Annotated in this window: 22 protein-coding genes and 1 tRNA gene; 21 read left to right on the top strand and 2 right to left on the bottom strand. The window is 60.8% G+C overall.

Annotated features, from left to right (window positions below; translation table 11 throughout):
- The first annotated feature begins 237 nt into the window (after positions 1-237).
- The 8 genes from RDU24_RS04205 (at position 238) to lon (ending at position 9,282) form a co-directional block, all read left to right on the top strand.
- Positions 238-960, top strand: a complete 723-nt coding sequence (locus RDU24_RS04205) for a hypothetical protein (RefSeq protein WP_308734480.1) — start codon at positions 238-240, stop codon at positions 958-960.
- A 91-nt stretch (positions 961-1,051) separates the two neighbouring features.
- Positions 1,052-1,486 carry a hypothetical protein gene (locus tag RDU24_RS04200; protein WP_308734479.1) on the top strand — a complete coding sequence of 145 codons (435 nt, stop codon included), beginning with the start codon at positions 1,052-1,054 and terminating at the stop codon, positions 1,484-1,486.
- Positions 1,487-1,601: 115 nt separating this feature from the next.
- Positions 1,602-2,960 carry a bifunctional hydroxymethylpyrimidine kinase/phosphomethylpyrimidine kinase gene (gene thiD, locus RDU24_RS04195; RefSeq protein ID WP_308734478.1) on the top strand — a complete coding sequence of 453 codons (1,359 nt, stop codon included), beginning with the start codon at positions 1,602-1,604 and terminating at the stop codon, positions 2,958-2,960.
- 81 nt (positions 2,961-3,041) lie between these two features.
- Positions 3,042-3,126: transfer RNA gene (locus tag RDU24_RS04190), tRNA-Leu, on the top strand.
- A gap of 59 nt (positions 3,127-3,185) precedes the next feature.
- Positions 3,186-4,583 (top strand): trigger factor, encoded by a 1,398-nt coding sequence (tig, locus tag RDU24_RS04185; RefSeq protein ID WP_308734477.1) that lies wholly within the window; start codon positions 3,186-3,188, stop codon positions 4,581-4,583.
- Between the two features lie 231 nt (positions 4,584-4,814).
- On the top strand, positions 4,815-5,417 hold the full coding sequence (clpP, locus tag RDU24_RS04180) for an ATP-dependent Clp endopeptidase proteolytic subunit ClpP (RefSeq protein ID WP_308734476.1): 603 nt from the start codon (positions 4,815-4,817) through the stop codon (positions 5,415-5,417).
- Positions 5,418-5,426: 9 nt separating this feature from the next.
- Positions 5,427-6,674 carry an ATP-dependent Clp protease ATP-binding subunit ClpX gene (clpX, locus tag RDU24_RS04175; protein WP_308734475.1) on the top strand — a complete coding sequence of 416 codons (1,248 nt, stop codon included), beginning with the start codon at positions 5,427-5,429 and terminating at the stop codon, positions 6,672-6,674.
- A gap of 145 nt (positions 6,675-6,819) precedes the next feature.
- Positions 6,820-9,282 (top strand): endopeptidase La, encoded by a 2,463-nt coding sequence (gene lon / locus RDU24_RS04170; RefSeq protein ID WP_308734474.1) that lies wholly within the window; start codon positions 6,820-6,822, stop codon positions 9,280-9,282.
- A 53-nt stretch (positions 9,283-9,335) separates the two neighbouring features.
- Here the strand turns inward: lon and RDU24_RS04165 are convergent, their stop codons facing one another.
- Together RDU24_RS04165 and RDU24_RS04160 are read right to left on the bottom strand one after the other, a co-directional pair.
- A complete protein-coding gene (locus RDU24_RS04165; RefSeq protein WP_308734473.1) occupies positions 9,336-10,664 on the bottom strand; it encodes a M23 family metallopeptidase in 1,329 nt (442 codons plus the stop codon).
- A gap of 58 nt (positions 10,665-10,722) precedes the next feature.
- Complete coding sequence (locus RDU24_RS04160) at positions 10,723-11,169, bottom strand: CBS domain-containing protein (protein WP_308734472.1); 447 nt, start codon at positions 11,167-11,169, stop codon at positions 10,723-10,725.
- Positions 11,170-11,346: 177 nt separating this feature from the next.
- On the opposite strand from RDU24_RS04160, the gene RDU24_RS04155 reads away from it, so the two are divergent.
- The 13 genes from RDU24_RS04155 (at position 11,347) to RDU24_RS04095 (ending at position 21,191) form a co-directional block, all read left to right on the top strand.
- A complete protein-coding gene (locus tag RDU24_RS04155; protein WP_308734471.1) occupies positions 11,347-11,991 on the top strand; it encodes a protein-L-isoaspartate(D-aspartate) O-methyltransferase in 645 nt (214 codons plus the stop codon).
- A 102-nt stretch (positions 11,992-12,093) separates the two neighbouring features.
- Positions 12,094-12,978, top strand: a complete 885-nt coding sequence (locus RDU24_RS04150) for an Mrp/NBP35 family ATP-binding protein (RefSeq protein WP_308734470.1) — start codon at positions 12,094-12,096, stop codon at positions 12,976-12,978.
- Between the two features lie 21 nt (positions 12,979-12,999).
- Positions 13,000-13,560 (top strand): CDP-diacylglycerol--glycerol-3-phosphate 3-phosphatidyltransferase, encoded by a 561-nt coding sequence (pgsA, locus tag RDU24_RS04145; protein ID WP_374989740.1) that lies wholly within the window; start codon positions 13,000-13,002, stop codon positions 13,558-13,560.
- A gap of 30 nt (positions 13,561-13,590) precedes the next feature.
- Entirely contained in the window at positions 13,591-13,878 is a 288-nt protein-coding gene (locus tag RDU24_RS04140; RefSeq protein WP_308734469.1) for a hypothetical protein, read from the top strand.
- A gap of 9 nt (positions 13,879-13,887) precedes the next feature.
- On the top strand, positions 13,888-14,208 hold the full coding sequence (locus RDU24_RS04135) for an FtsB family cell division protein (protein WP_308734468.1): 321 nt from the start codon (positions 13,888-13,890) through the stop codon (positions 14,206-14,208).
- On the top strand, positions 14,192-15,034 hold the full coding sequence (locus RDU24_RS04130; RefSeq protein WP_308734467.1) for a tetratricopeptide repeat protein: 843 nt from the start codon (positions 14,192-14,194) through the stop codon (positions 15,032-15,034). Before RDU24_RS04135 ends, RDU24_RS04130 begins: the two co-directional genes overlap by 17 nt.
- Positions 15,035-15,047: 13 nt before the next feature.
- On the top strand, positions 15,048-15,929 hold the full coding sequence (locus RDU24_RS04125) for a hypothetical protein (protein WP_308734466.1): 882 nt from the start codon (positions 15,048-15,050) through the stop codon (positions 15,927-15,929).
- A gap of 45 nt (positions 15,930-15,974) precedes the next feature.
- Positions 15,975-17,003: a class 1 fructose-bisphosphatase gene (gene fbp / locus RDU24_RS04120; protein WP_308734465.1), complete on the top strand. Its 1,029-nt coding sequence runs from the start codon at positions 15,975-15,977 to the stop codon at positions 17,001-17,003.
- Between the two features lie 7 nt (positions 17,004-17,010).
- The gene (tsaD, locus tag RDU24_RS04115; RefSeq protein ID WP_308734464.1) at positions 17,011-18,135 is read left to right on the top strand and encodes a tRNA (adenosine(37)-N6)-threonylcarbamoyltransferase complex transferase subunit TsaD; all 1,125 of its coding nucleotides are present in this window, start codon (positions 17,011-17,013) and stop codon (positions 18,133-18,135) included.
- Positions 18,136-18,263: 128 nt separating this feature from the next.
- Positions 18,264-18,584 carry a thioredoxin gene (trxA, locus tag RDU24_RS04110; RefSeq protein ID WP_308734463.1) on the top strand — a complete coding sequence of 107 codons (321 nt, stop codon included), beginning with the start codon at positions 18,264-18,266 and terminating at the stop codon, positions 18,582-18,584.
- Positions 18,585-18,588: 4 nt separating this feature from the next.
- A complete protein-coding gene (gene trxB / locus RDU24_RS04105; protein ID WP_308734462.1) occupies positions 18,589-19,518 on the top strand; it encodes a thioredoxin-disulfide reductase in 930 nt (309 codons plus the stop codon).
- Positions 19,511-20,239 carry an outer membrane protein assembly factor BamD gene (locus tag RDU24_RS04100; RefSeq protein WP_308734461.1) on the top strand — a complete coding sequence of 243 codons (729 nt, stop codon included), beginning with the start codon at positions 19,511-19,513 and terminating at the stop codon, positions 20,237-20,239. The genes trxB and RDU24_RS04100 overlap by 8 nt, the downstream gene beginning before the upstream one ends.
- 28 nt (positions 20,240-20,267) lie before the next feature.
- Positions 20,268-21,191: a hypothetical protein gene (locus RDU24_RS04095; RefSeq protein WP_308734460.1), complete on the top strand. Its 924-nt coding sequence runs from the start codon at positions 20,268-20,270 to the stop codon at positions 21,189-21,191.
- The last annotated feature ends 14 nt before the right edge of the window (positions 21,192-21,205 follow it).

Raw genomic sequence — 21,205 nt, 5'->3', positions numbered from 1 at the left:
CTTATTTATAGCAGACTTATTTGAAAATCTGCAAGAAATATTAAAATCACTCGCCTAGTGATATTGTGAAATCATCCGTGTCTGCCGGTCATCATGTCGCCCATTTTTGCACTTGGCTGGAATATCAGAATTATAAATTGTCTAGACAATTCGTCTGATGCGGAGTAGTAAAAATTAATTTGCTCATCGAAATTGAACTCAAGGCTTCAAGTTTAGGGCTTGCTGAGGAGGGCGCGCATGGGGAAAATGGATTGGTCCGTTGACCAATTGGAGCGTGATCTTGCCGCGAGTTTTGCCCTGCTTGGGCGCATGGAGCAGGGAGGGGCGCTTGCCCCAGGCGAGTCTGCCGCCTTGGCGGACGGAGTCATGCGCTGCATGAACGGCGCGCTGCTCAAGGTTTCAGAAAGTCTTGAAGCCCAGGCGACCATGCGCCGCGAGCTGTCCGCCATGCGTGAGGACTTGCTGCGCGCAGGGAGAGAGCGCCAAGCCTTTTTGCAGTCCCAGGAGCAGCGAATCCGTCAGCTTGAGGACGAGGTGCAGACGTTGCGGTCCCAGTCTTTGCTGGCGGAGGATGCCCTGACACACTTCCCGCCAGATGATTTTCTTGCACGCCCTCTTGTGGTCCGCTCTGTTCAGGGTGATTTTCTCGGCGTATCCGTTGTCTCTGGCCAGCCCCTGTGCATGGGTGATTTCGTTCGCCTGGTGGAGCGGGGCGGCGATCACCGACGCATTGTCTGCACCCTCTGGGAAGCGCGCAATACCAACTGGTTCCTAACCATGACCATCAGCGGCCAGCACGCTGGTCACAGGCGCTGTTACGTCCTTGAAACCAGGGCTGTGCTGACGCCAAGCGGCAATCATGTCACTGAACTGGTCGGCATGTCCGAGGATGGTGTTCGGGTCTCTGACGAGTTTCTACTGCAAATGTTTCGTCAGTTGCGCGAAAGTTTGCAGGAATAGTGAGGATTTGCTCTAGATTTACTCTTGATTGAAACCATTGCTTTAGGGTAGTCCCTTTTCTATCTCTCGTGTCATTTTCGGAGGAGCAACCATGCCACAAGTCGCAGCCAGGATCAGCAACGACCATGAGAAGTGGCTCAAGGACTTCTTCAAGACAAAAAGCGCTGGCGCTGAATTCATTCTGCCATGGGCTGTGGATGTCTTCTTCAAGATGATCCGCGGTGTCTCCGTGGAGTTCACCACGGCTGAGCTCAAGACTGTGCTGGAGGCCCATCGCGAGGTGCGGCTCCTGCCAAACCAGTCGAAACAGGCCTACCTCTTGTTGCGCGTCGAGAGCGCCTGCGAGGAGCGCGAAGCCCACATCATGCACGGCGCAAGCCGCAGCAACCTTGAGATCAAGCTGCGCCGCCTAAGCGATCTGCAAGCCACCGCGCTCATGATCTGGGCCACGGCCTACTGGACGAGCAAGGCCTGGGGTGGCGTCTCGCTGGACGATTACGTGAAGCTAACCTGCACTGGCGGCTAGCAGTCGCCACGAGCGGACTTCGACCTCCCCGACCGTCTGGCCTCCGAGGCTTCCCGATTTCAAGGCGCTGCAGCCCTTGCGTCGCAACCCGACGATATTCTGAGGATCTTTTCCCATGCACCACTGTCCTACCATTCTGACCATTGCCGGGTCCGATTCCTGCGGGGGCGCGGGCATTCAGGCCGACCTCAAGACTATCGCCATGCTCGGCGGCTACGGCTCGTCGGTCATCACTGCCCTCACGGCCCAGAACACCACCGGCGTCAGCGGCATCCACCCGGTGCCTGCCGAGTTCGTTGTGAGCCAGTACCGCGCCGTGACCACGGATTTAACCGTGAGAGCGGCCAAGACGGGCATGTTGTTTTCGGCGGAGATCATCAAGGCTTTGAGCCAGATTCTGGCCCAGCGCGATTTTCCGCTCGTGGTCGACCCGGTGTGCGTTTCGCAGTCGGGCACTCGCCTGCTGGAGGAATCCGCCGTGGCGGCCATGGCCCGCAACATCTTCCCCCTGGCCGACCTGCTGACACCGAATCTGCCTGAGGCGGAGCTGTTTGCGGGCATGCGCATCAAGAGCGCCCAGGACATTTGCGAGGCGGCGGAACGGTTGCTGGCGCTTGGCCCCAAGGCCGTGCTCATCAAGGGCGGGCACATGGATTCCCCGGCCAGCACGGATTGGTACGTCACGCCGGGGCAGAAGGCCATTCCCCTCATGCAGACCCGCGTGGATACCAAGAATCTGCACGGTACGGGCTGCACGCTCTCGGCCGCCATCACCGCGCACCTGGGCCTTGGCCTCGACATGCTGGTGGCCGTGCGGCGCGCCCAGCATTTTTTACACGCGGCCCTGCGCGCCAGCTACGCCGTCGGCGCGGGTGGCGGCTCGCCCAACCACGCAGTGCCGCTGGTCAAGGAGCAGGCGCGTCTCGGCCTTTTGCGCGATCTTGCCGATGCCGGGCAGGCGCTTGCCATCATGCCGCGTTTCGCCAAGCTCATCCCGGAGGTGCGCTCCAACCTGGCCGTGGCCCTGCCTTTCGCGGCCTCCCACGACGACGTGGCGGCCTTCGGCGGGCGCATCACCTGCACCCGCAGGGGCGAGGTGATTCTGGCCGGCGGGCCGGAGTTCGGCGCATCGTCGCACATGGCCAGGGTTGTGCTGGCCGCGCGCAAGATCAACCCGAAGCTCAGCTGCGCGTTGAACATCGTCATGAACGAGTCCACGGTCGGAGCTGTGAAGCGGGCAGGACTCACCATCGCCCACTTCAACCGCGCCGACGAACCCGAGCTCGACCGGGAGATGGAGGGCGGCACCATGGACTGGGGCACCATTACCGCGCTTGAGCGTCATAAAACCCCGTGCGGAGTCGATGCCGTAGTGGATGTAGGCGGTCCCGGCAAGGAACCAATGATCCGGCTCCTGGCCGCAGACACAGCAGACATGCTTGGCAAGGTCCGGCGCATACTGGATATTTTTTAGGATTCGCCGATTCTGCGTGCCATTGCCCACGGGTCGTGGTTGACAGGGGCCAGTCGCCCGCTTATCTAACAGGACTTTTTGGCGAGAGTGGCGGAATTGGTAGACGCACTGGACTTAGGATCCAGCGGCTAAGTCCGTGGGAGTTCGAGTCTCCCCTCTCGCACCACCAAAACAACGCGACCCGCGTTCATAGCGGGCTGACATCTTCAGGAGGACTGCAAGTCAATGGACTACAAAGTTGAAGAACTCTCCCCGGTTACACGCAAAATCAACGTCACGGTTCCGGCCGAGGAAGTGAACGCGGCCCTGGCCGCCGGTGTGGCCCTCTACCGTCATCGCTACGAGATCAAGGGCTTCCGCCGCGGAAAGGCCCCGTCCTCCGTGGTCGAGTCCAAGTTCCGCTCGCAGATCTATGCCGAGGCCACCACGGACCTCATCAACTATCAGATCAACGAGATCCTCAGCACCCTGAAGCTCATGCCGCTTTCCCGCCTTGACGTGGACAGCAAGGATCTGGTGCGTGACGAGGAGTACAACTACACCATCAGCTTCGAGGTCGCCCCTGACTTCGACCTGCCGAACTACGAGGGCCTCAAGGTCGACGTGGAAAAGGCCGAGGTCAAGGACGAGGAAGTCCGCGAGGTCGAGCAGCGCGTTCTTGAGAACGCCGCCACCGTGCGCCCCATCACCGAAGTGCGCCCCGCCACCGACGGCGACATCGTCATCATCACCTTTGGCGCCTACAAGGACGACAAGATCTTCCAGGGCATCCAGGCCGAGAACTTCGAGCTGCAGCTTGGCCAGAAGCAGGCCCTGCCCGAGTTCGAGGCCATGCTGAAGACGCTCAAGACCGGCGAGAAGGGCGAGTGTGAGGTTGTCTTCCCCGAGGACTTCATCAACCCCGCCATGGCCGGCGAGACCCTGACCATGCGCGCCACCCTGCACGCCATCAAGGAAAAGATCATGCCCGAGCTCACCGACGAGGTGGCCAAGAAGGCGGGCGGTTTCGAATCCGTCGAGAAGATGCGTGAGGCCATTGTCCAGTCGTACATGCAGAGCCGCCAGCAGCTGAACAAATCGGTTGCCCAGAAGAAGCTGCTTGACCAGCTGTTGGCCCAGGTCTCCTTCGACCTGCCGCCGAGCCTGGTGGAGAACCGCATCGACCGCCTCCTGGCCGACCTTGAGCACAGGCTCGACAAGCAGGGCAAGAGCCTCGAATCCCTGAAGAAGACTCCTGAGGAGCTGCGCGAGAGCGTGCGCGCCCAGGCCGAAGAGGCCGCGCGTGGAGAGATCCTGCTCCTGGCCGTGGCCAAGAAGGAGAACTTCGAGGTCACCAGCGAGGAAATCGACGCCGCGCTGACCCAGGTGGCCATGCAGAACCGTCAGGATCTGCTCTCCGTGAAGCAGTACTACGAGGAGAACAACCTCATTTTCCCCCTCAAGGACCGCTTGCTGGCCGACAAGTCCATAGAGTACATTTACACCAGGGCGGAAAAGAACGAAGTTGAGGCCTCTGAGGTAAAGCAATCCTCCGCTGCTGACGAGAAGGACGGAGAGAAGGCGGCCGCCAAGCCCAAGAAGGCGAAGGCCAAGACCGCCAAGACCGAAGCCCCCAAGGAATAGGGCAGGGGAGACTGACGACCCTTCCCAGCCGACGGAATATCCGCGCGGCGGTCCGGGCTTCATTCGTTCGGGTCGCCGCGCGTCGTTTTTCGGAAAGCGTTCATGCCCAAGCCCAGAGGGGCGGCGGCAACTGGACGCGACGGCATTTGCCAGTATGAATCTTGGCCGCAAGGCCTTTGCGCATGAATCCGATTCCGCCAGTCGCTGGCGGGGCCACAAGGAGCCGACCACATGCCCGCAGTCCCCATTGTCATCGAGACCACCGGCCGCACAGAGCGCGCCTATGACATCTATTCCCGCCTGCTCAAGGACCGCATCATCCTCCTCGGCAGCGCCATCGACGACCATGTGGCCAGCCTCATCTGCGCCCAGCTCCTGTTCCTGGAGTCCGAGGACCCGGAAAAGGAGATCTACATGTACATCAACTCTCCAGGCGGCTCAGTCACCGCGGGCATGGCCATCTACGACACCATGCAGTACATCGCCCCGCCCGTGGCCACCCTGTGCATGGGCCAGGCGGCAAGCATGGGCGCGCTGCTGCTGTGCGCCGGTGAAAAAGGCATGCGCTACGCCCTGCCGCACAGCCGCATCCTCATCCACCAGCCCCTTGGCGGCGCACAGGGGCAGGCCACGGACATCGGCATCCAGGCGCGGGAGATTCTGCGCATGCGCGAGTCCCTGAACGGCATCCTCGCCTCCCACACCGGGCAGAGCATGGAGCGCATTGAAAAGGACACCGAGCGTGATTATTTCATGACTGCGCAGGAAGGCCTGGATTACGGCATCATCGACAAGATCATGACCAAGCGCGACGCCGTGCTCAAGAAGGCATAAGGTGCATCCATGAAGAAAAAGAACGCCACTCCCACCGATCTGGCCTGTTCGTTCTGCGGCAAGAGCCAGGTGGACGTGCAGCGGCTCATCGCCGGGCCGGACGTCTACATTTGCGACGAGTGCGTTGGCCTGTGCAACGACATCATCGCCCAGGAGCACGTTGGCGAGAGCGTGGGCGACGTGCGCCTGCTGCCGCCCCAGGAGATCAAGGCGCTGCTCGACCAGTACGTCATCGGCCAGAACACGGCCAAGAAGATCCTCTCCGTGGCCGTGCACAACCACTACAAGCGCGTGTTCTACGCCCAATCGGCCAAGGACGATGTCGAGATCGACAAGTCCAACGTGCTGCTCATCGGCCCCACAGGCTCCGGCAAGACCCTGCTGGCCCAGACGCTCGCGCGCCTGCTCAAGGTGCCCTTCGCCATCGCCGACGCCACCACCCTCACCGAGGCAGGCTATGTGGGCGAGGACGTGGAAAACATCCTGGTGGCGCTTCTGCAGAATGCCGACTACGACATCGAGGCCGCCAGCCGCGGCATCATCTACATCGACGAGATCGACAAGATCGCGCGCAAGGGCGACAGCCCCTCCATCACCCGCGACGTGTCCGGCGAGGGCGTGCAGCAGGCACTGCTCAAGATCATCGAGGGCACCGAGGCCAACATACCGCCCAAGGGTGGCCGCAAGCACCCCCAGCAGGAGTTCATCCGCATGAACACCTCGAACATCCTGTTCATCCTGGGCGGGGCGTTCATCGGGCTCGACAAGATCATCCAGCAGCGCATGCAGGGGTCGAGCATGGGCTTTGGCGGCAAGGTGGAGTCCAAAAAGGCCCTTGGCGTGGACGAGCTTCTTGTCCAGAGCCAGCCCAACGACCTCATCAAGTTCGGCCTCATCCCCGAGTTCGTGGGCCGCATTCCCATCGTCACCGCGCTTGAGGAGCTGACCCGCGAGGACCTGGTGCGCATCCTGACCGAGCCGAAGAACGCACTGGTCAAGCAGTACCAGAAGCTCTTCGACCTGGACAAGGTGAGCCTGCGCTTCACCGAGAACGCTCTCAAGGCCATCGCGGAGGCGGCCATCGCCCGCAAGACCGGCGCGCGCGGCCTGCGCAACGTGCTGGAGTCGACCATGCTCGACATCATGTACAAGCTGCCCTCGCTCACCGGAGTCAAGGAATGCGTCATCAACTCCGCCGTCATTGAGAAGGGCATGGAGCCCCTGCTGATCTACCATCAGGAGGTCAAGAGCGCCTAGTCGCGCCTTGAGCCAACGTGCGCCTGGACACCGCGTCGCGCCGCGGCGGCAGGCGTTGACTTGAGCCAGCGGGCGCTTATCTTTGCCCGTATGGGCATACGCTTCCCCGGACTGAACCGGGGGTGCAGTCTTGAAGGAGCAGAGCATGTCTCAGTACGACGAACTTGAACGGGAACTTCTGCCGGAGGAATCCCACCTGCCGCTCATGTCCCTTCGCGAAGTGGTCATGTTCCCCAAATCCATCGTGCCGCTTTTCGTTGGGCGCGATGCCTCCATCAAGGCCATTGAGAGCGCCATCGCCGTCAACGACAAGCACATCTTCCTAGTGACGCAGAAGCTGCCGGAGAAAGAGCGGCCCGAACCGGGCGACCTGTTCGCAGTCGGCACCGTGAGCCGCATCCTGCAGATGTTGCGCCTGCCCGACGGCACCATCAAGGTGCTCTTCGAAGGGCTGTACAGGGCAAACTGGACACTCGTCGAGCCCGCCGAGGGAGAGGGCAAGGAGTTTCCGGAGGTTCGCGTGGACCGTCTGGACGACATCCCCGGAAATATGGCCGAGGGAGAGGCTCTGGTGCGTTCCGTCACCGAGTCCCTTGAGGTCTACGCCCGTGGCAACAAGAAGATCGCGCCCGAGTCCATCCTGGCCATGGCCGCCCTGCGCGAGCCCGGCGCCCTGGCCGACGCCATCATGCCGCACCTCAAGGTCGATTTCGAACGCAAGCAGCGCGCGCTGGAGATCAGCAACACCACGCTGCGCCTTGAGTACGTCTACGAACTGCTCCTGGGAGAAATCGAGATCGCGTCCATCGAGAAGCGGGTGAAGGGCCGCGTCAAGGGCCAGATGGAGAAGAACCAGCGTGAATATTACCTGAATGAGCAGGTGAAGGCCATCCACAAGGAGATGGGACGCGAGGACGATCCGGCCGCCGAGGCAGCCGACCTTGAGAAGCGCCTCGGCGAGAAGGTCATGCCGGACGAGTCGCGCGAGCGCGTGGTCAAGGAGATCCGCAAGCTCAAGCAGATGCAGCCCTCCAGCGCGGAATACACCGTGGTGCGCAACTACGTGGACTGGATCCTCGACCTGCCCTGGGGCGTCTACAAGGATACCGAGCTGAACATCGCCAAGGCGCGCGCCATACTCGACCAGGACCACTACGGCCTGGAGAAGCCCAAGGAACGCATCCTGGAGTACATCGCCGTCATGAGCCTGGTGAAGGCCATGAAGGGCCCGATCCTGTGCTTTGTCGGCCCTCCGGGCGTGGGCAAGACCTCCATCGCCAAGTCCATCGCCCGGGCCATGGACCGTGAGTTCGTGCGCTTGTCTCTTGGCGGCGTGCGCGACGAGGCCGAAATTCGCGGCCACCGCCGCACGTACGTTGGCGCGCTGCCGGGCAAGATCATCCACTCGCTTAGGCGCTGCAAGTTCAACAACCCCGTGATCTGCCTGGATGAAGTGGACAAGATGAGCATGGACTTCCGGGGCGATCCGTCCTCGGCTTTGCTCGAAGTCCTCGACCCGGAGCAGAATTACGCCTTCAACGACCACTACCTGGACCTGGACTACGACCTGTCCAAGGTCTTCTTCATCACCACCGCCAATACGCTCGACTCCATCCCGTTGCCGCTGCGCGACCGCATGGAGATCATCCGTCTGCCGGGCTACCTGGAGACGGAAAAGCTCAAGATCGCCAAGCAGTTCCTGCTGGACAAGCAGCGCGAAATGCACGGCCTCACCGCGGAGAACCTGAGCCTCTCGGACAACGCCATCCTCGAGGTCATCCGCCGCTACACCCGCGAGGCCGGCGTGCGCAACCTTGAGCGTGAGATCGCCGCCATCTGCCGCAAGTCGGCCATGAAGATCGTGGAGTCCAAGGAAGCGGACGACGGCGTGAAGTCCGTCGCCGTGAGCAAGCAGAGCGTGGCCACTTACCTGGGCATCCCCAAGCACCGCCACGAGGAGCGCGAGGACAAGGCCCAGGTGGGAGTCTGCACCGGCCTGGCCTGGACCCAGATGGGCGGCGAAATCCTCATGATCGAGGTTGTGATCATGAACGGCTCGGGCAAGGTGGAGATCACCGGAAAGCTGGGCGACGTGATGCAGGAGTCCGCCCGCGCGGCCCTGTCCTATCTGCGCTCGCGCTCGGACCTCTTTGGCCTCAAGCGCGACTTCCACAAGGAGATCGACATCCACGTGCACGTGCCCGAGGGCGGCACCCCCAAGGATGGCCCCTCGGCGGGCGTTGCGCTGGCCACGGCCATCGTCTCCGCGCTCTTGAACATCCCTGTGCGCAATGATGTGGCCATGACCGGAGAGATCACCCTGCGCGGGCGCGTGCTGCCCATCGGCGGCCTGCGCGAGAAGCTGCTTGCGGCGCATCGTGGGCTTATCAGCATGGTGCTCATCCCGGCGGAGAACGAGAAGGATCTGAAGGAAGTGCCTGACGAGATCCTCAAGGACCTCAAGGTCGTTCCTGTCGAAAACGTGGACGAGGTGCTGGAGCGCGCGCTCATGGGCGACAGCTCCTGCTCCATCTTCTGCGGGCGGGACAACATCTCCCCGCTCTCCGACCTGCTGGTGAAGGAAGAGTACCAGCGGCCCACGCACTAGCCGCTGACCATCGCTTGGAATGAAGAAGGCCGGGGAAACCCGGCCTTTTCTTTTTACTGCTGCCTGTTCAAGTGCTTCAGCACGTTGTCCTTGATCCAGTGCTCGTCCCACCACTCCACCGGGCTCACCTGCACGCCGCTGATGAGGATGCCGAAGTGCAGGTGGTCGCCGCCAGCAAGGCCGGTAGTGCCGGTCTTGCCGATGAACTGGCCGCGTTTCACGTCAGCGCCTAGTGCCACGTCGATGGAATCCAGATGCGAGTAGAGGCTCTGCAGGCCAAGCCCGTGGTCGATGATGACGCAGTTGCCGTAGATGCCGAAGAACCCGGCGAAAGCGACCTTGCCGTCGTTGGCCGCTGGCACAGGCGCGTTGGCGAGGCTGGCGAGGTCGACGCCCAGATGCGTCTGGTGGTCGATCTTCATGCCGTTGTAGAAGTAGTCGCGCTGGTCGCCGAAACCGGCGCGCCCGGCGGCGTTGGGCAGGCGCAGGAAGGGGCCGGTCCACAGCGGGGTGGCTGCGGTCTCCTGGCCAATGCGCTTCAGCTCGCCCTCGTTCTGCTTGCGCAGCTCGTTGTTCACGCGCTTGTAGATGTCCAGTGGGGACTGTTCCGTGGGGTACTGGGCCGAGTACTGGCTCATCTTGTCGTTCAGGAACTCGTCGGAAACGTTCAGCTTGTCGAACTTGAATTCCTTGGGGATCGCGTAGATGTAGAGCGTCTGGGTGGCCTCGTTGCCGGCCATGTCGCGCACGATGATGCGCGGCTTGAAGTTGGTGGGCAGCATCTCGTGGGGCATGGCGAAGAAGCAGAAGTAGTCGCCGGACTTCTGCTGGTAGGCCGGGAAGAAGTAGTCGCCCACAGCCACGCCCACGCGGGCGACAGGCTTGGTAACCGTGAAGCTGACCGCTCCGGCTCCGCCCTGGTTCACGTTGTGCACGCCCTGGTTCACGGTGACGCGCGGCGGCGTCAGGTCGAGGGTAAGCTTGCGCACGATGCTCACCTTGCCGCGACCGATGAAGGAGAGCAGGGAGTGGGTGCGCACCACGACCGTCAACTCGACCGGACCTTCCTTGAAGCCGGACTCGCGCGGGAGGCGGAAGACCTCGGTGTGCTCCATGGGCTTGTCGGCAAATGTGCGCTCAAGGAAGTCCACCGACTTGCCGTCCTGGGAGACCGAGATGGAGAAGTTTTTCAGTCCGATCTTGTTGGCAGTGATCTTCAGCGTGAAGTCGGTATTGTAGGAGGCCACATCGCTCTGCGGGGCAAGGCTCAGGACGGGCTGGCTGCCGTCGCGGATGTAGGCGAAGACGCCAAGGCCGACAAGGGTGAGCAGGAGAAGTATAAAAGCATTGCGCAAAAAGGCGCTGGAACCTTTCTTGTCCATGTGGAGAAGTCCTCGCTGGTGAAGACGGGATCAGCCGTCCTTGCAAATAGAGTTGGCGTCAGGATTTGGTGTTGGCTTCCGCCTGGTCCATGGCTTCCAGAAGCTGGATGGTGAGCTGCAGGAAGTCGGCCTCGGTGATGATGCCCACGAGCTTGTCGTTGTCCACCACCGGCAGGCAGCCGTACTTGTTGTGATAAAGGATGTTGGCCGCTTCCTTTACCGCATCGTCGGGGGAGACGGTGCGAACGTCCGTGCGCATGATCTCCTGCAAGGGGATGCCTGCGTCGATCTCGTTCTGAGTGGCCTGGTCGATGTCCGCCAGGTGCGAGATGGTGTTGGCCAGCACGTCGCGGTTGGTGATGAGACCTCGGAAGATGTTGTTGCCAGTGGTGATGGGGATGTGGCGTATACGCTTCTGCTCCATGAGCACCCGTGCGCTTTGGAGGGTGTCCGTCTCCCTGAGGGAGTAGACCGGTGAGGTCATGAGTTCGCTTATCTTGAACATGGGTGCTCCTCCAGATTGACATGCTTGGGCAATTCCGCTCAGCACTTCTTTAGATTTTTTTCAGGAAAGCCGCGCCCTGTCAAGGGCGGTGCCGCAACTGCGTGTTGACTTGGTCGGGGAAAAATGCTCAGCACGTGTGCACGAATTACAGTAAATTCGTTTCAGGGAGAGGGCTTTATGCGGGTTGACCCACGAAGAATGCGCGAGCGCATGGTGGACGAGCAAATCGTCGCGCGCGGCATCACGGACCCTCGTCTCCTTGCCGTCATGCGCGAGCTGCCCAGGCACCTCTTCGTGGAGGAGGCCATGGCCAAGAAAGCATACATGGACAATCCCCTGCCCATTGGCGAGGGGCAGACCATCTCCCAGCCATATATCGTTGCGCTCATGACCGAACTGCTCAAGGTTGAGCAAGGCATGAAGGTTCTGGAGATCGGCACCGGCTCCGGCTATCAGGCCGCCGTCCTGGCCAAGCTCGGGGCGGACGTGCACACGGTGGAGCGCATCCCGAAGCTGTGCGAAGCCGCACGCGACAGGTTGCGGGCCATGGGGCTGTTCAACGTTCATGTGAAGCTCGACGACGGCACCCTGGGCTGGCCTTCCATCGCGCCCTTTGACCGCATCATGGTCACGGCGGGCGGGCCGGAAGTGCCGCAACCCCTTGTGGATCAGCTGGCGGAGGGCGGCCGCTTGGTCATGCCCGTCGGCCCGGCGCGGAGGGTCCAGTCCCTGATGCTCATCGAGAAGAAGGGAGGCAGGATCGAGCGCCGAGACGTCTGCAACGTGCAGTTCGTCGATCTCGTGGGGGCCCACGGCTGGTAATGTATCGTTGCCGAGGCGTTCGGCGCGCGATGATTTACACGCGGGGCGAAATCAGCCATAATTGTTTTTTAATAGCCCAAAAATTACGTTTGGAGTTTGACCGTGAGTTCTTGCACCGGTGGTTCCTGTTCTCCTTCCTCAAGTCTTGGCAGCGGCAAGATCGCCCTGCAGGACCAGCGTATCGTCAAGGCCTTGGAGCGTATCCGCTACAAGCTTTTTGTCATGAGCGGCAAGGGCGGGGTGGGAAAAAGCTCCATTTCCGTGAACATCGCCGCGGCACTGGCCAGGATGGGCTTCAAGGTGGGGCTCATGGACGTGGACATCCACGGCCCCAGCGTGCCGCGCCTGCTCGGCCTCACGGGCCAGCTTGAAACCGGCAAGAACAGCGAAATCCACCCCAAGCGTCACAGCGACAATTTGCATGTGGTGTCCATGGAGTCCCTGCTGCTTGACCCGGACCAGGCCGTGCTCTGGCGCGGGCCCATGAAGACCTCGGCCATCCGCCAGTTCATCTCCGACGTGCAGTGGGGCGAGCTGGACTTTCTGGTGGTTGACTCGCCCCCGGGCACCGGCGACGAGCCCATGACCGTGCTGAAGCTCATCCCCGAGGCGCTGGCCGTGGTTGTCACCACCCCGCAGGAGGTCTCCCTGGCCGACGTGCGCAAGGCCATCAATTTCCTTCAATACGCCCAGGCCAACATCCTTGGCGTGGTTGAGAACATGAGCGGACTCGCCTGCCCGCACTGCGGCAAGTCCATCAACCTGTTCAAGAAGGGCGGCGGAAAAGCCCTGGCGGAGCAGTATGGCCTGGAGTTCCTCGGGGCCATTCCGCTTGATCCCGCCACCGTTGTGGCCTGTGATCTGGGTACCCCCGTTGTGCTGCTCGACGCCGAAAGCCCAGCCAAGGACGCCTTGCTGGCCCTTGGCGAGCGTGTGGCGAAGGCCGCGCAGTCAAGCCTTGAAGCCGCGTCCACCGTGCATCGCTAGGAACATGGGGAGTAGGGCATCGTGAATTTGAATCTGGCCAACATGCTGACCATCGCGCGCGTGTTCGCGGTGCCGGTCATCGTGGTTCTGTTGAGCCTCGAGCACTCCCACCAGACCGTCCTTTCGGCTTATCTGGCCTCAGGCGTGTTCATTCTGGCCTCGCTCACGGACATGGCCGACGGCTATGTGGCTCGTCGTCAGAACCTCATCACCAACCTCGGCAAGTTTCTTGATCCCCTAGCCGACAAGCTGCTCATCGGTTCCTCTCTGATCATGCTTGTGGAACTCTCCTGGGTGCCAGCGTGGATAGTGGTCGTCATTGTCTGTCGCGAGTTGGCCGTCACCGGCATGAGAGGCGTTGCGGCGGACAAGGGCGTTGTCATCGCCGCCGATTCACTGGGCAAGCTCAAGACCATCACCCAGAGCTTGGCCCTGGTGCCGCTCTTGGCCCACTACCCGCTTTTCGGCTTCGATCCGCACCCGGTGGGCATGATACTGCTGTATGTGGCTCTTGCCCTTACGGTTTTTTCCGGCGGGAATTATCTGTACAATTTCTATAAAAATTGGTTACAACTTGAATGACCAAGCGCTCACGCGTGGTTAGAGATATTCATGGAGAATGAAATGAGAAAAGCGTCCAGCAGCCATCTGGCACGCATATCCAATTGTCTTCAGACGATCCTGGAGCTGGAGCCTGAGCTTGAGAAGATCGAGCTTGGCAAGAGCCTGCTCGAGGAATTCTCCGTGCTCAAGGATTTCTTGCTGAAGATCGACACTGTGGCGTTGAATGAAGATGACGTGGAACGTGTTGAAACGGCAACATCAAATTTTCTTGATGAGTTGCGCGTTCCTCTGGCCCAGATACGCCCGGGTCGGTTCGGATCGCTGCGCTTGCAGTAGGGAGCGCTGATGGCGCGGCGCATTCTGCTTGGCATTCTGATAATCGTAAACGTTGTCCTGCTGTTTCGGCTGTTCTGGACCGATCACGGTCTCTTTGCCTACATGAACATGCGCAAGCGCTCCGTTAAACTGCAGAACCAGTTGCAGGAAGTTGACGCCAAAAGCCTTGAGCTCAGCAGGGAAATCCGCAGACTCAAGAATGACCGCAGCTACCAGGAGATGGTTATCCGCGAGCGCATGAATTACGTTAAGGAAAACGAGGTGCTCTACATCTTCTCCGGTAAGGTCGACGAACCCCAGGGGGCCGAAGGCGATGAGAAGAAAGATTGAATGGTACCAGGAAGTTCTGGCTCTTGAGCCCGGCTCGCGGATATTCTTTCCGCTGGCCAAGCTCTTTGTCGAGTTCGGGCAGCTTGAGGACGCGGCGAAAACTCTTCGCCAGGGCCTTGATCGTCATCCGGACACCATCGAGGCGCGTCTGCTCCTCATACAGGTACTGACGAAGCTTGAGCGCATCGATGAGGCCCGCGACCATCTTGCCGCCGTCATCAAGCCGCTGGAACGCTATCCGGCCTTCTGGTCGCTCTGGGCACAGCAAAAAGCAGAGCAGGATCGCGATTTCGCCGTATTCCTCATGCTCGTGGCCTCGCATTTCACCGGCAAGCCGATCAAGTGGACCGACGTCGTCATCGAAGGTTTGCATTCCCTTTCTGATCGTTTAATCGGTCCGCTCGACAGCGGCGCCCGCAAGCCGAGGCATCATCCCCAACCGGTGCTCCCGGTTCCGCCACTGGACGAAGTCCGTCCCGAGCCGCCTGTGGGCGAGTCCGTCTATGAAGGCCCGGCTCCCGATGCGGCCAGCTTCCGCACACGCACCATGGCCGAGCTCCTGGCCTCGCAGGGCGATTACAACGGCGCGCTTGGCATCTACCGCGATCTCTGGGGACGTGCCCTTGATGAGCGTGAGAAGACCGACCTTTCCACACGCATCCGCACCCTTGAGGATGGCTTGGCAAAGTCTCCGGAGCAAGCGGGCGCCGCCAAGCATGACCCCTTGGATGATCCTTTTGGCAAGCACGCCAAAAACCGCCTCATGAGCACCCTGGAAGCCTTGGCGTCACGGCTGGAGTCTCGGGTGCAAGCCAGAACCAAATGATCAGAGGTTCCCATTGATCACCAGCTTTCCTCCTTTGCCTGGCGTCCGCGCGGCGCTCGGCAGACCTTTCGGCGCCATGCTTTTGCTGGCTATACTCCTCACGCTGACGGCCTGTGGCGCCATGGGACCCTCCTGGGACGAAGGCAAGCGCACAGTGAAAACGACGGTCATTGGCACCCGCGAGATGATCAACCCAAAGCCTGTCATCGACGTCACCCGGTACGGCTGGGACAACCCAAACCGTGAGAAGCTGGCGCTGCTCATGGCTCCTGTTGACGCCAAGGTCACGGAGTTGATGCGTTACGTCACCAGCCAGGACTACCGACCAGACGACGCCTGGATGAATCTTCTCATGCTGCGTTTCCCCTGGATCGACGGGATATTGATAGCCGACGCCAATGGGGACATTCTCGAGCGTCGTCCGCCTGTTCCTGTGAAGCGCTTCAGCGAGCCTTTGGTCTTCGAATCCATCTGGCGCGAAACCCTCGTCAAGACGGTGGTTGATTATACGTTGCTTGGTCCTGAGGTCTATTTCGGCATGCCGAACTACGAGACCTCGGAGTTTGTTGGGCTGCATGTGGTGAGCTTCGACCCGCGCATTCTGTTCAGCTTCTGCCCGCACCCCGACGAACTGTTCATCGTCGATCCCTATGCACGCAAGATTTGGTCTGCGAGCACAAGCGTTGCGCCCGCAACCGAAGCCCTGACGACCATCGCCTGGGACAAGGAATTGCTGGAGCGAAGCCAGGGAACCATCGAGGCAGGCGGGAAGTATTTCACTTGGCTTGCCCGCTACATCGGGCGCGACCGCTTCATCTACGCCACCGAAAGCGCCAACGCCTCGATAGAGGACAAGGGCTTGCAGCTCATTCCCTTCTTCGGCTCCTTCAAATAGCGCATCCCACCGCGCCTGAACCCTCGCAACGCGGAGGAATAGACCATGTCCCAGCAGATCACCGTCACCGAGCACCTGCTCCTGCATCAGAAGCACGTGCCCATGGCCACCGGCCGCTTCACCCGCCTGTTCAACGAGCTCATCCTCTCTGCCAAGATCATCACCCGCGAAGTGAGCAAGGCCGGACTGGTCGATGTTTTGGGCTTCACCGGCGAGGTCAATGTCCAGGGCGAGGAGGTCAAGAAGCTTGACGATTTCGCCAACCGTGTGCTCATCCACCGGTTGTCGCGTTGCGGCGCGCTTTGCGCCATGGCCTCCGAGGAAAACGCCGACATCATCGAGATTCCCGACGGCCTGCCCACGGGCGACTACTTCGTCATCTTCGACCCGCTCGACGGCTCCTCGAACATCGACGCCAACGTGAGCATCGGCACCATATTTTCCATCTACCGCCGCAAAAGCCCCAGCGACACCCAGCTGATGAGCTCAGACATCCTGCAGAAGGGTGCCGATCAGGTGGCTGCCGGATACATCATCTACGGCTCTTCGACCATGATGGTCTACACCACCGGCGACGGCGTCAACGGCTTCACCCTTGACCCGAGCGTCGGCGAGTTCCTGCTGTCGCACCCGAACATCCGCATCCCCGAGCAGGGCAAGATCTACTCAGTGAACGAGGGCTACTACCACTACTGGGACAAGCCCACCCTCGATGTGCTCGCGCACTTCAAGGCTGCTGGCGTCCCTCGCCGCAAGCCGTACAGCCTGCGCTACATCGGCTCCCTCGTCAGCGACTTCCACCGCAACATGATCTACGGCGGCATCTTCATGTACCCGGCGGACAACCGCGATCCGAGCAAACCCGGCGGAAAGCTGCGGCTCATGTGCGAGGCCGCACCCATGGCCTTCATCGTCGAGCAGGCCGGAGGCATGGCCATCGACGGCCACCGCCGCATTCTGGACATCACCCCGGATAATTTGCACCAGCGGGTGCCTCTGTTCGTGGGCTCGAAGAAGGATGTGGAGCAGGTGCTGGAGATTTACTCCAAGTCCTCTGAGAGCCCCCAGGAGTAGCTTCGGCATGCTTGTTCTGGGGGTCGAAACCTCCTGCGACGAGACCGGGCTCGCCCTGGTGCGCGATGGCGTGCTGGTCCAGGAAGAATTGGCCTCGCAGACGGATATGCACGCCGTGTTCGGGGGCGTCGTGCCGGAAATCGCCTCCCGAGAGCACCAGCGCATGCTCCCGATTCTTTTGCCGAAGCTTTTGGCCAAGGCCGGTGCCGCTCTCCCCGACATCGACGCCATCGCCGTGGCGCGCGGCCCAGGACTGCTTGGCGCGCTCCTGGTGGGGCTTTCCTTCGCCAAAGGCTTGTGCCTTGCCACGGGCGCGAGGCTTATCGGAGTCAACCACCTGCACGCGCACCTGCTCGCGCCGGGGCTTGAGGCTGAGCTGAGCTATCCAGCGCTTGGCCTGCTGGTCTCCGGCGGTCACACGCACCTGTACCGCATGGACGGACAGCTTGAGTTCCTGTTGCTTGGCCGTACTCTTGACGACGCGGCGGGCGAAGCCTTTGACAAGGTGGCCAAGCTGCTCAACCTTCCGTACCCTGGCGGTCGCTATCTGGATGAACTTGCACAAGGTGTAACGCCGGATATGCGACTTTTTCCTCGGGCATACATTCAGAACGACAATCTTGATTTCAGCTTCAGCGGGCTTAAGACCGCCGTTGCCGAGGAGCTTGCCAGGCGCCCGCATCTGGCCCTCAAGGTGATGCCCACGGCCGATTCCTTGCGTGAGCGCGGTGTGCTGGCCCTGACCGGGCAGCCCGAGGAGTTGGCGCGCATCGCTGCATCGTTCAACTGGGCTGTGGCCGAGACTTTACGAATCAAGGCGGAGCGTGCGCTGGAGCGCGAACCTGGCTTGCGTGGCGTTGTCGTGGCGGGTGGTGTCGCGGCCAACAGCTTCGTCCGCCAGGCCATGGCGCGACTTGCCTCGGAGCACAACTTGGCCTTGCATCTACCGCGGCTTTCTCTGTGCACGGACAACGCGGCAATGATAGCCCATGCTGGCTGGCAGGCATTGCGCGAAGGGTATTGCCACAGCCTTGACCTTGAGTCGGTGCCGCGTGGTCGGGCCGTGCCCCTGGATTGGGTGCGGCAGGTATTTAGCGAGTCTGCGCAAAGGTCCGTACAGGCCAGTGTTTGACAGCATCCGGCTTGACAGAACCTGCCCTGGCAACTAGATTTGCTAAGGTGTGGCACGGTATCTCCGCCAGATAAATCTGCACAATCCGCCACGCCCTTAAATTAAAGAATGAGCACAAAGGAGACATTATGGCCAATCAGGTGACCGACAGCAATTTTGATTCCGAAGTTCTCAAGAGCGATCTGCCCGTTCTGGTTGATTTCTGGGCCCCCTGGTGCGGTCCCTGTCGCGCCATGGGCCCGATCATTGACGAATTGGCCACCGAATTTGCTGGACAGGTGAAGATCTGCAAGATGAATGTTGATGAGAATTCGGCCAGCCCGAGCAAGTTTGGCATCCGCGCCATTCCCACGCTCATTCTCTTCAAGAACGGTGAAGTCGTTGACCAGACCACGGGCGCGGTGTCCAAGAGCAGCATCAAGGACATGATCGCCAAAAAGGCGCTGTAATCACATGAAGAAATACGACGCCGCCGTCATCGGTGGAGGGCCGGCCGGCATGACCGCAGCCCTCTACCTTGTCCGGGCCGGGGTGCGCACTGTCCTGGTGGAGAAGCTATCCCCCGGCGGACAGGTGCTCATGACCGAGGACATCGAGAACTATCCGGGCTTCCCTACGGCCATCAAGGGATATGAGCTTGTGGACAAGTTCGTTGAGCACCTGGCGAACTACGACCTCGACCGCATGAGCGACGAGGTGCGCGAGATGACCCAGGTGGAAGGCGGCTACCGCATCATGGTGGGCGACGAGTCCATCGAGGCCAGAACCGTGGTTCTTTGCAGCGGCGCGCGCTACAAGCGTGTCGGCACTCCCGGCGAAGAGATGTACACGGGCCGCGGGGTGTCCTATTGCGCACTGTGCGACGGCAACTTCTTCAGGGGCAAGACCGTGGCCGTCATCGGCGGCGGCAACTCGGCCCTAGAGGAATCCCTGTATCTCTCGCGCCTTGTGGACAAGCTCTACCTCATCCATCGCCGCGATGATTTCCGCGGGAACAAATGCTATCAGGACAAGTGCTTCGTGCACCCAAAGATGAACATCCTGCGCAGCACAGTCGTGGACGAGATCGTGGGCGACCCCTTCAAGGGCGTCACCGGAGTCAAGCTCACCAACGTAAAGACCGGCGAAAAGAGTGACTTGCCGGTCGATGGCGTTTTCGTTTTTGTCGGCTTTGAACCGACAGCCTCTTTCGTGCCAGAGGCCCTGGCTCGCGACAAGAATGGCTTTGTCATCACCGACTGTGAAATGGTCACCAACCTTCCAGGCTTCTTCGCCGCCGGCGACGTTCGCAGCAAGAATTGCCGCCAGGTCGCCACGGCCGTTGGCGATGGCGCCACCGCCGCAACCGCAGCTCACGCCTATCTGGAAACTCTGCATGTCTAGACGCACGTTTGCGTTGCTGATGCTGCTCCTGTTGCCGCTGGTTTCCTCCTGCGGCCTCATCGACTACTATTTTCTGCCGCCTGCGGACGATACAGCCCAGGAACTCTTCGAAACCGGCATGGATTACATGAAGGAGAAGCGTTACGGCCAGGCTGCCGAGAGCTTCAACAAGCTCAAGGACCGCTACCCCTTCAGCCCCTTGACGCCCAAGGCCGAGGTCGCCCTTGGTGACGCCTATTACTTCGACGGCAGATACTCTGAGGCCGTTGAGGCGTACAAGGAATTCGAGACCCTGCACCCGAGCAATCCCAATATTCCTTACGTGCTTTTCCAGATGGCGCTCAGCAACTTCAAGCAGTTCCGCACCATCGATCTGCGCCAGGATAATGTTAAGGAAGCGCTTGAGATATTCTACAGGCTTGAGGAGTCCTTCCCGGGATCCGAATACTCCAAGGCCTCCAAGGAACATATTTACAAGTGTCGCAAAATCCTTGCCGAGCATGAGATTTTCATAGCGGATTTTTACTGGCGCACCGGGAAGTACGGAGCTGCCTGGCATCGCTATATCTATGTGCTGGAAAATTTTGCTGATGTAGTAGAATTCAAGGATTACGTCCGCAAGCGCGCGGAATACTCATACTTTGAGTACCAGAAGAGCTTGTCCGAAGAGGAGCGCGAAAAACTCCAGTGGACGTGGAAGCGTCTGCTCAAGTGGCTCTAGCACATGCATCCTTGCGAGGCCTCAAGGCATGGAGATTGCGACACGACAAACCGGACCGGCCTGGATATTTCCAGCCTGGCTTGAGCCAAGGCTCATCTCGGATGCCCGGTTCGCCAGGGCGTATGACGCTATCGGCGACCAGCGCCGAGCCCTCCTCAAGAGCATAATTGCCCATAACTTCGCCCTGAACCCGCCTGCAAGCGTCTTGCGCGAACAGCATCACCGCATGCTTGCATCCGGACTGCGCTGTCGAAGCTCAATCACGCCCAGGCCGTTCATCCTGCTGCTTGTCGATTCCAGCCTCGACGCGCCGGCACTGCTGCTTGGAGCGCTCATGCCGGCACTCTGTTCCGGAGCCGCCGATGTGCTTGTCGTTCGCCTTGGCTCTCGCGCAAGCGTGCCGGAGTCGCTGCTCACTTCCTGTGAACTCGCCGGGCAGGAACGCGTGGCCTCTTTGAGCGCAACCCTTGCGGCGCAGTTGTTGATCGAGTGCGCGCAGAGCGGCTTGCCAGGGCTCGTGCTGCACCCGGACACCCCGGAAATGCGTCGTGTGCTGAACCGTCCGGCGTTGCGCACAGCCCTTGACTCGTCATTCTTGCGTTTGGCCCCGTTGCGCGTCCCGCGCGGCCTGGGTGTCTGGCGCGATACCGTAGACCAGTTCGCGCTGGATGCGCTGGCCTTCCTTTATGCAGGGCTTGAGCTGGAGGCCGGTGGTGCGAAACCGGGCCGTGGCGCCAGCAAGCCCCAGGACAAATCCCGTTTTCAGGCTTTTGCTTCTGTGCCGCGCGAGCTGTTGCTGGTGCCCGATGCCTGTGTCGAGACTGCCCCCAGCGCCGCGCGGCTTGTCCTCGGTGAATCCTGCTCGGGGCTGTGGACCTGGCCAGAACTCTCGGACGCTCTCTTCACCGCTACCATGCAGGCCTGCACCACCGCACCAGAAACACAATTCTAAGGCAGGTTTCCCCA

The sequence above is a fragment of the Humidesulfovibrio sp. genome (assembly GCF_031082295.1).
In the GTDB taxonomy this organism is placed as follows: Bacteria; Desulfobacterota; Desulfovibrionia; order Desulfovibrionales; family Desulfovibrionaceae; genus Humidesulfovibrio.
This window is presented reverse-complemented; position numbering and strand designations above follow the sequence as displayed.

What these genes read in the sequence shown, in the direction of transcription:
- RDU24_RS04135 (WP_308734468.1), top strand. Translation starts at nt 13,888, where the DNA reads ATGGCGCGGCGCATTCTGCTTGGCATTCTGATAATCGTAAACGTTGTC.
- thiD (WP_308734478.1), top strand. Translation starts at nt 1,602, where the DNA reads ATGCACCACTGTCCTACCATTCTGACCATTGCCGGGTCCGATTCCTGC.
- RDU24_RS04100 (WP_308734461.1), top strand. Translation starts at nt 19,511, where the DNA reads ATGTCTAGACGCACGTTTGCGTTGCTGATGCTGCTCCTGTTGCCGCTG.
- clpP (WP_308734476.1), top strand. Translation starts at nt 4,815, where the DNA reads ATGCCCGCAGTCCCCATTGTCATCGAGACCACCGGCCGCACAGAGCGC.
- trxA (WP_308734463.1), top strand. Translation starts at nt 18,264, where the DNA reads ATGGCCAATCAGGTGACCGACAGCAATTTTGATTCCGAAGTTCTCAAG.
- RDU24_RS04095 (WP_308734460.1), top strand. Translation starts at nt 20,268, where the DNA reads ATGGAGATTGCGACACGACAAACCGGACCGGCCTGGATATTTCCAGCC.
- RDU24_RS04155 (WP_308734471.1), top strand. Translation starts at nt 11,347, where the DNA reads ATGCGGGTTGACCCACGAAGAATGCGCGAGCGCATGGTGGACGAGCAA.
- tsaD (WP_308734464.1), top strand. Translation starts at nt 17,011, where the DNA reads ATGCTTGTTCTGGGGGTCGAAACCTCCTGCGACGAGACCGGGCTCGCC.
- RDU24_RS04130 (WP_308734467.1), top strand. Translation starts at nt 14,192, where the DNA reads ATGAGAAGAAAGATTGAATGGTACCAGGAAGTTCTGGCTCTTGAGCCC.
- fbp (WP_308734465.1), top strand. Translation starts at nt 15,975, where the DNA reads ATGTCCCAGCAGATCACCGTCACCGAGCACCTGCTCCTGCATCAGAAG.
- tig (WP_308734477.1), top strand. Translation starts at nt 3,186, where the DNA reads ATGGACTACAAAGTTGAAGAACTCTCCCCGGTTACACGCAAAATCAAC.
- RDU24_RS04140 (WP_308734469.1), top strand. Translation starts at nt 13,591, where the DNA reads ATGGAGAATGAAATGAGAAAAGCGTCCAGCAGCCATCTGGCACGCATA.
- clpX (WP_308734475.1), top strand. Translation starts at nt 5,427, where the DNA reads ATGAAGAAAAAGAACGCCACTCCCACCGATCTGGCCTGTTCGTTCTGC.
- lon (WP_308734474.1), top strand. Translation starts at nt 6,820, where the DNA reads ATGTCTCAGTACGACGAACTTGAACGGGAACTTCTGCCGGAGGAATCC.
- RDU24_RS04160 (WP_308734472.1), bottom strand. Translation starts at nt 11,169, where the DNA reads ATGTTCAAGATAAGCGAACTCATGACCTCACCGGTCTACTCCCTCAGG.
- RDU24_RS04200 (WP_308734479.1), top strand. Translation starts at nt 1,052, where the DNA reads ATGCCACAAGTCGCAGCCAGGATCAGCAACGACCATGAGAAGTGGCTC.
- RDU24_RS04205 (WP_308734480.1), top strand. Translation starts at nt 238, where the DNA reads ATGGGGAAAATGGATTGGTCCGTTGACCAATTGGAGCGTGATCTTGCC.
- RDU24_RS04165 (WP_308734473.1), bottom strand. Translation starts at nt 10,664, where the DNA reads ATGGACAAGAAAGGTTCCAGCGCCTTTTTGCGCAATGCTTTTATACTT.
- trxB (WP_308734462.1), top strand. Translation starts at nt 18,589, where the DNA reads ATGAAGAAATACGACGCCGCCGTCATCGGTGGAGGGCCGGCCGGCATG.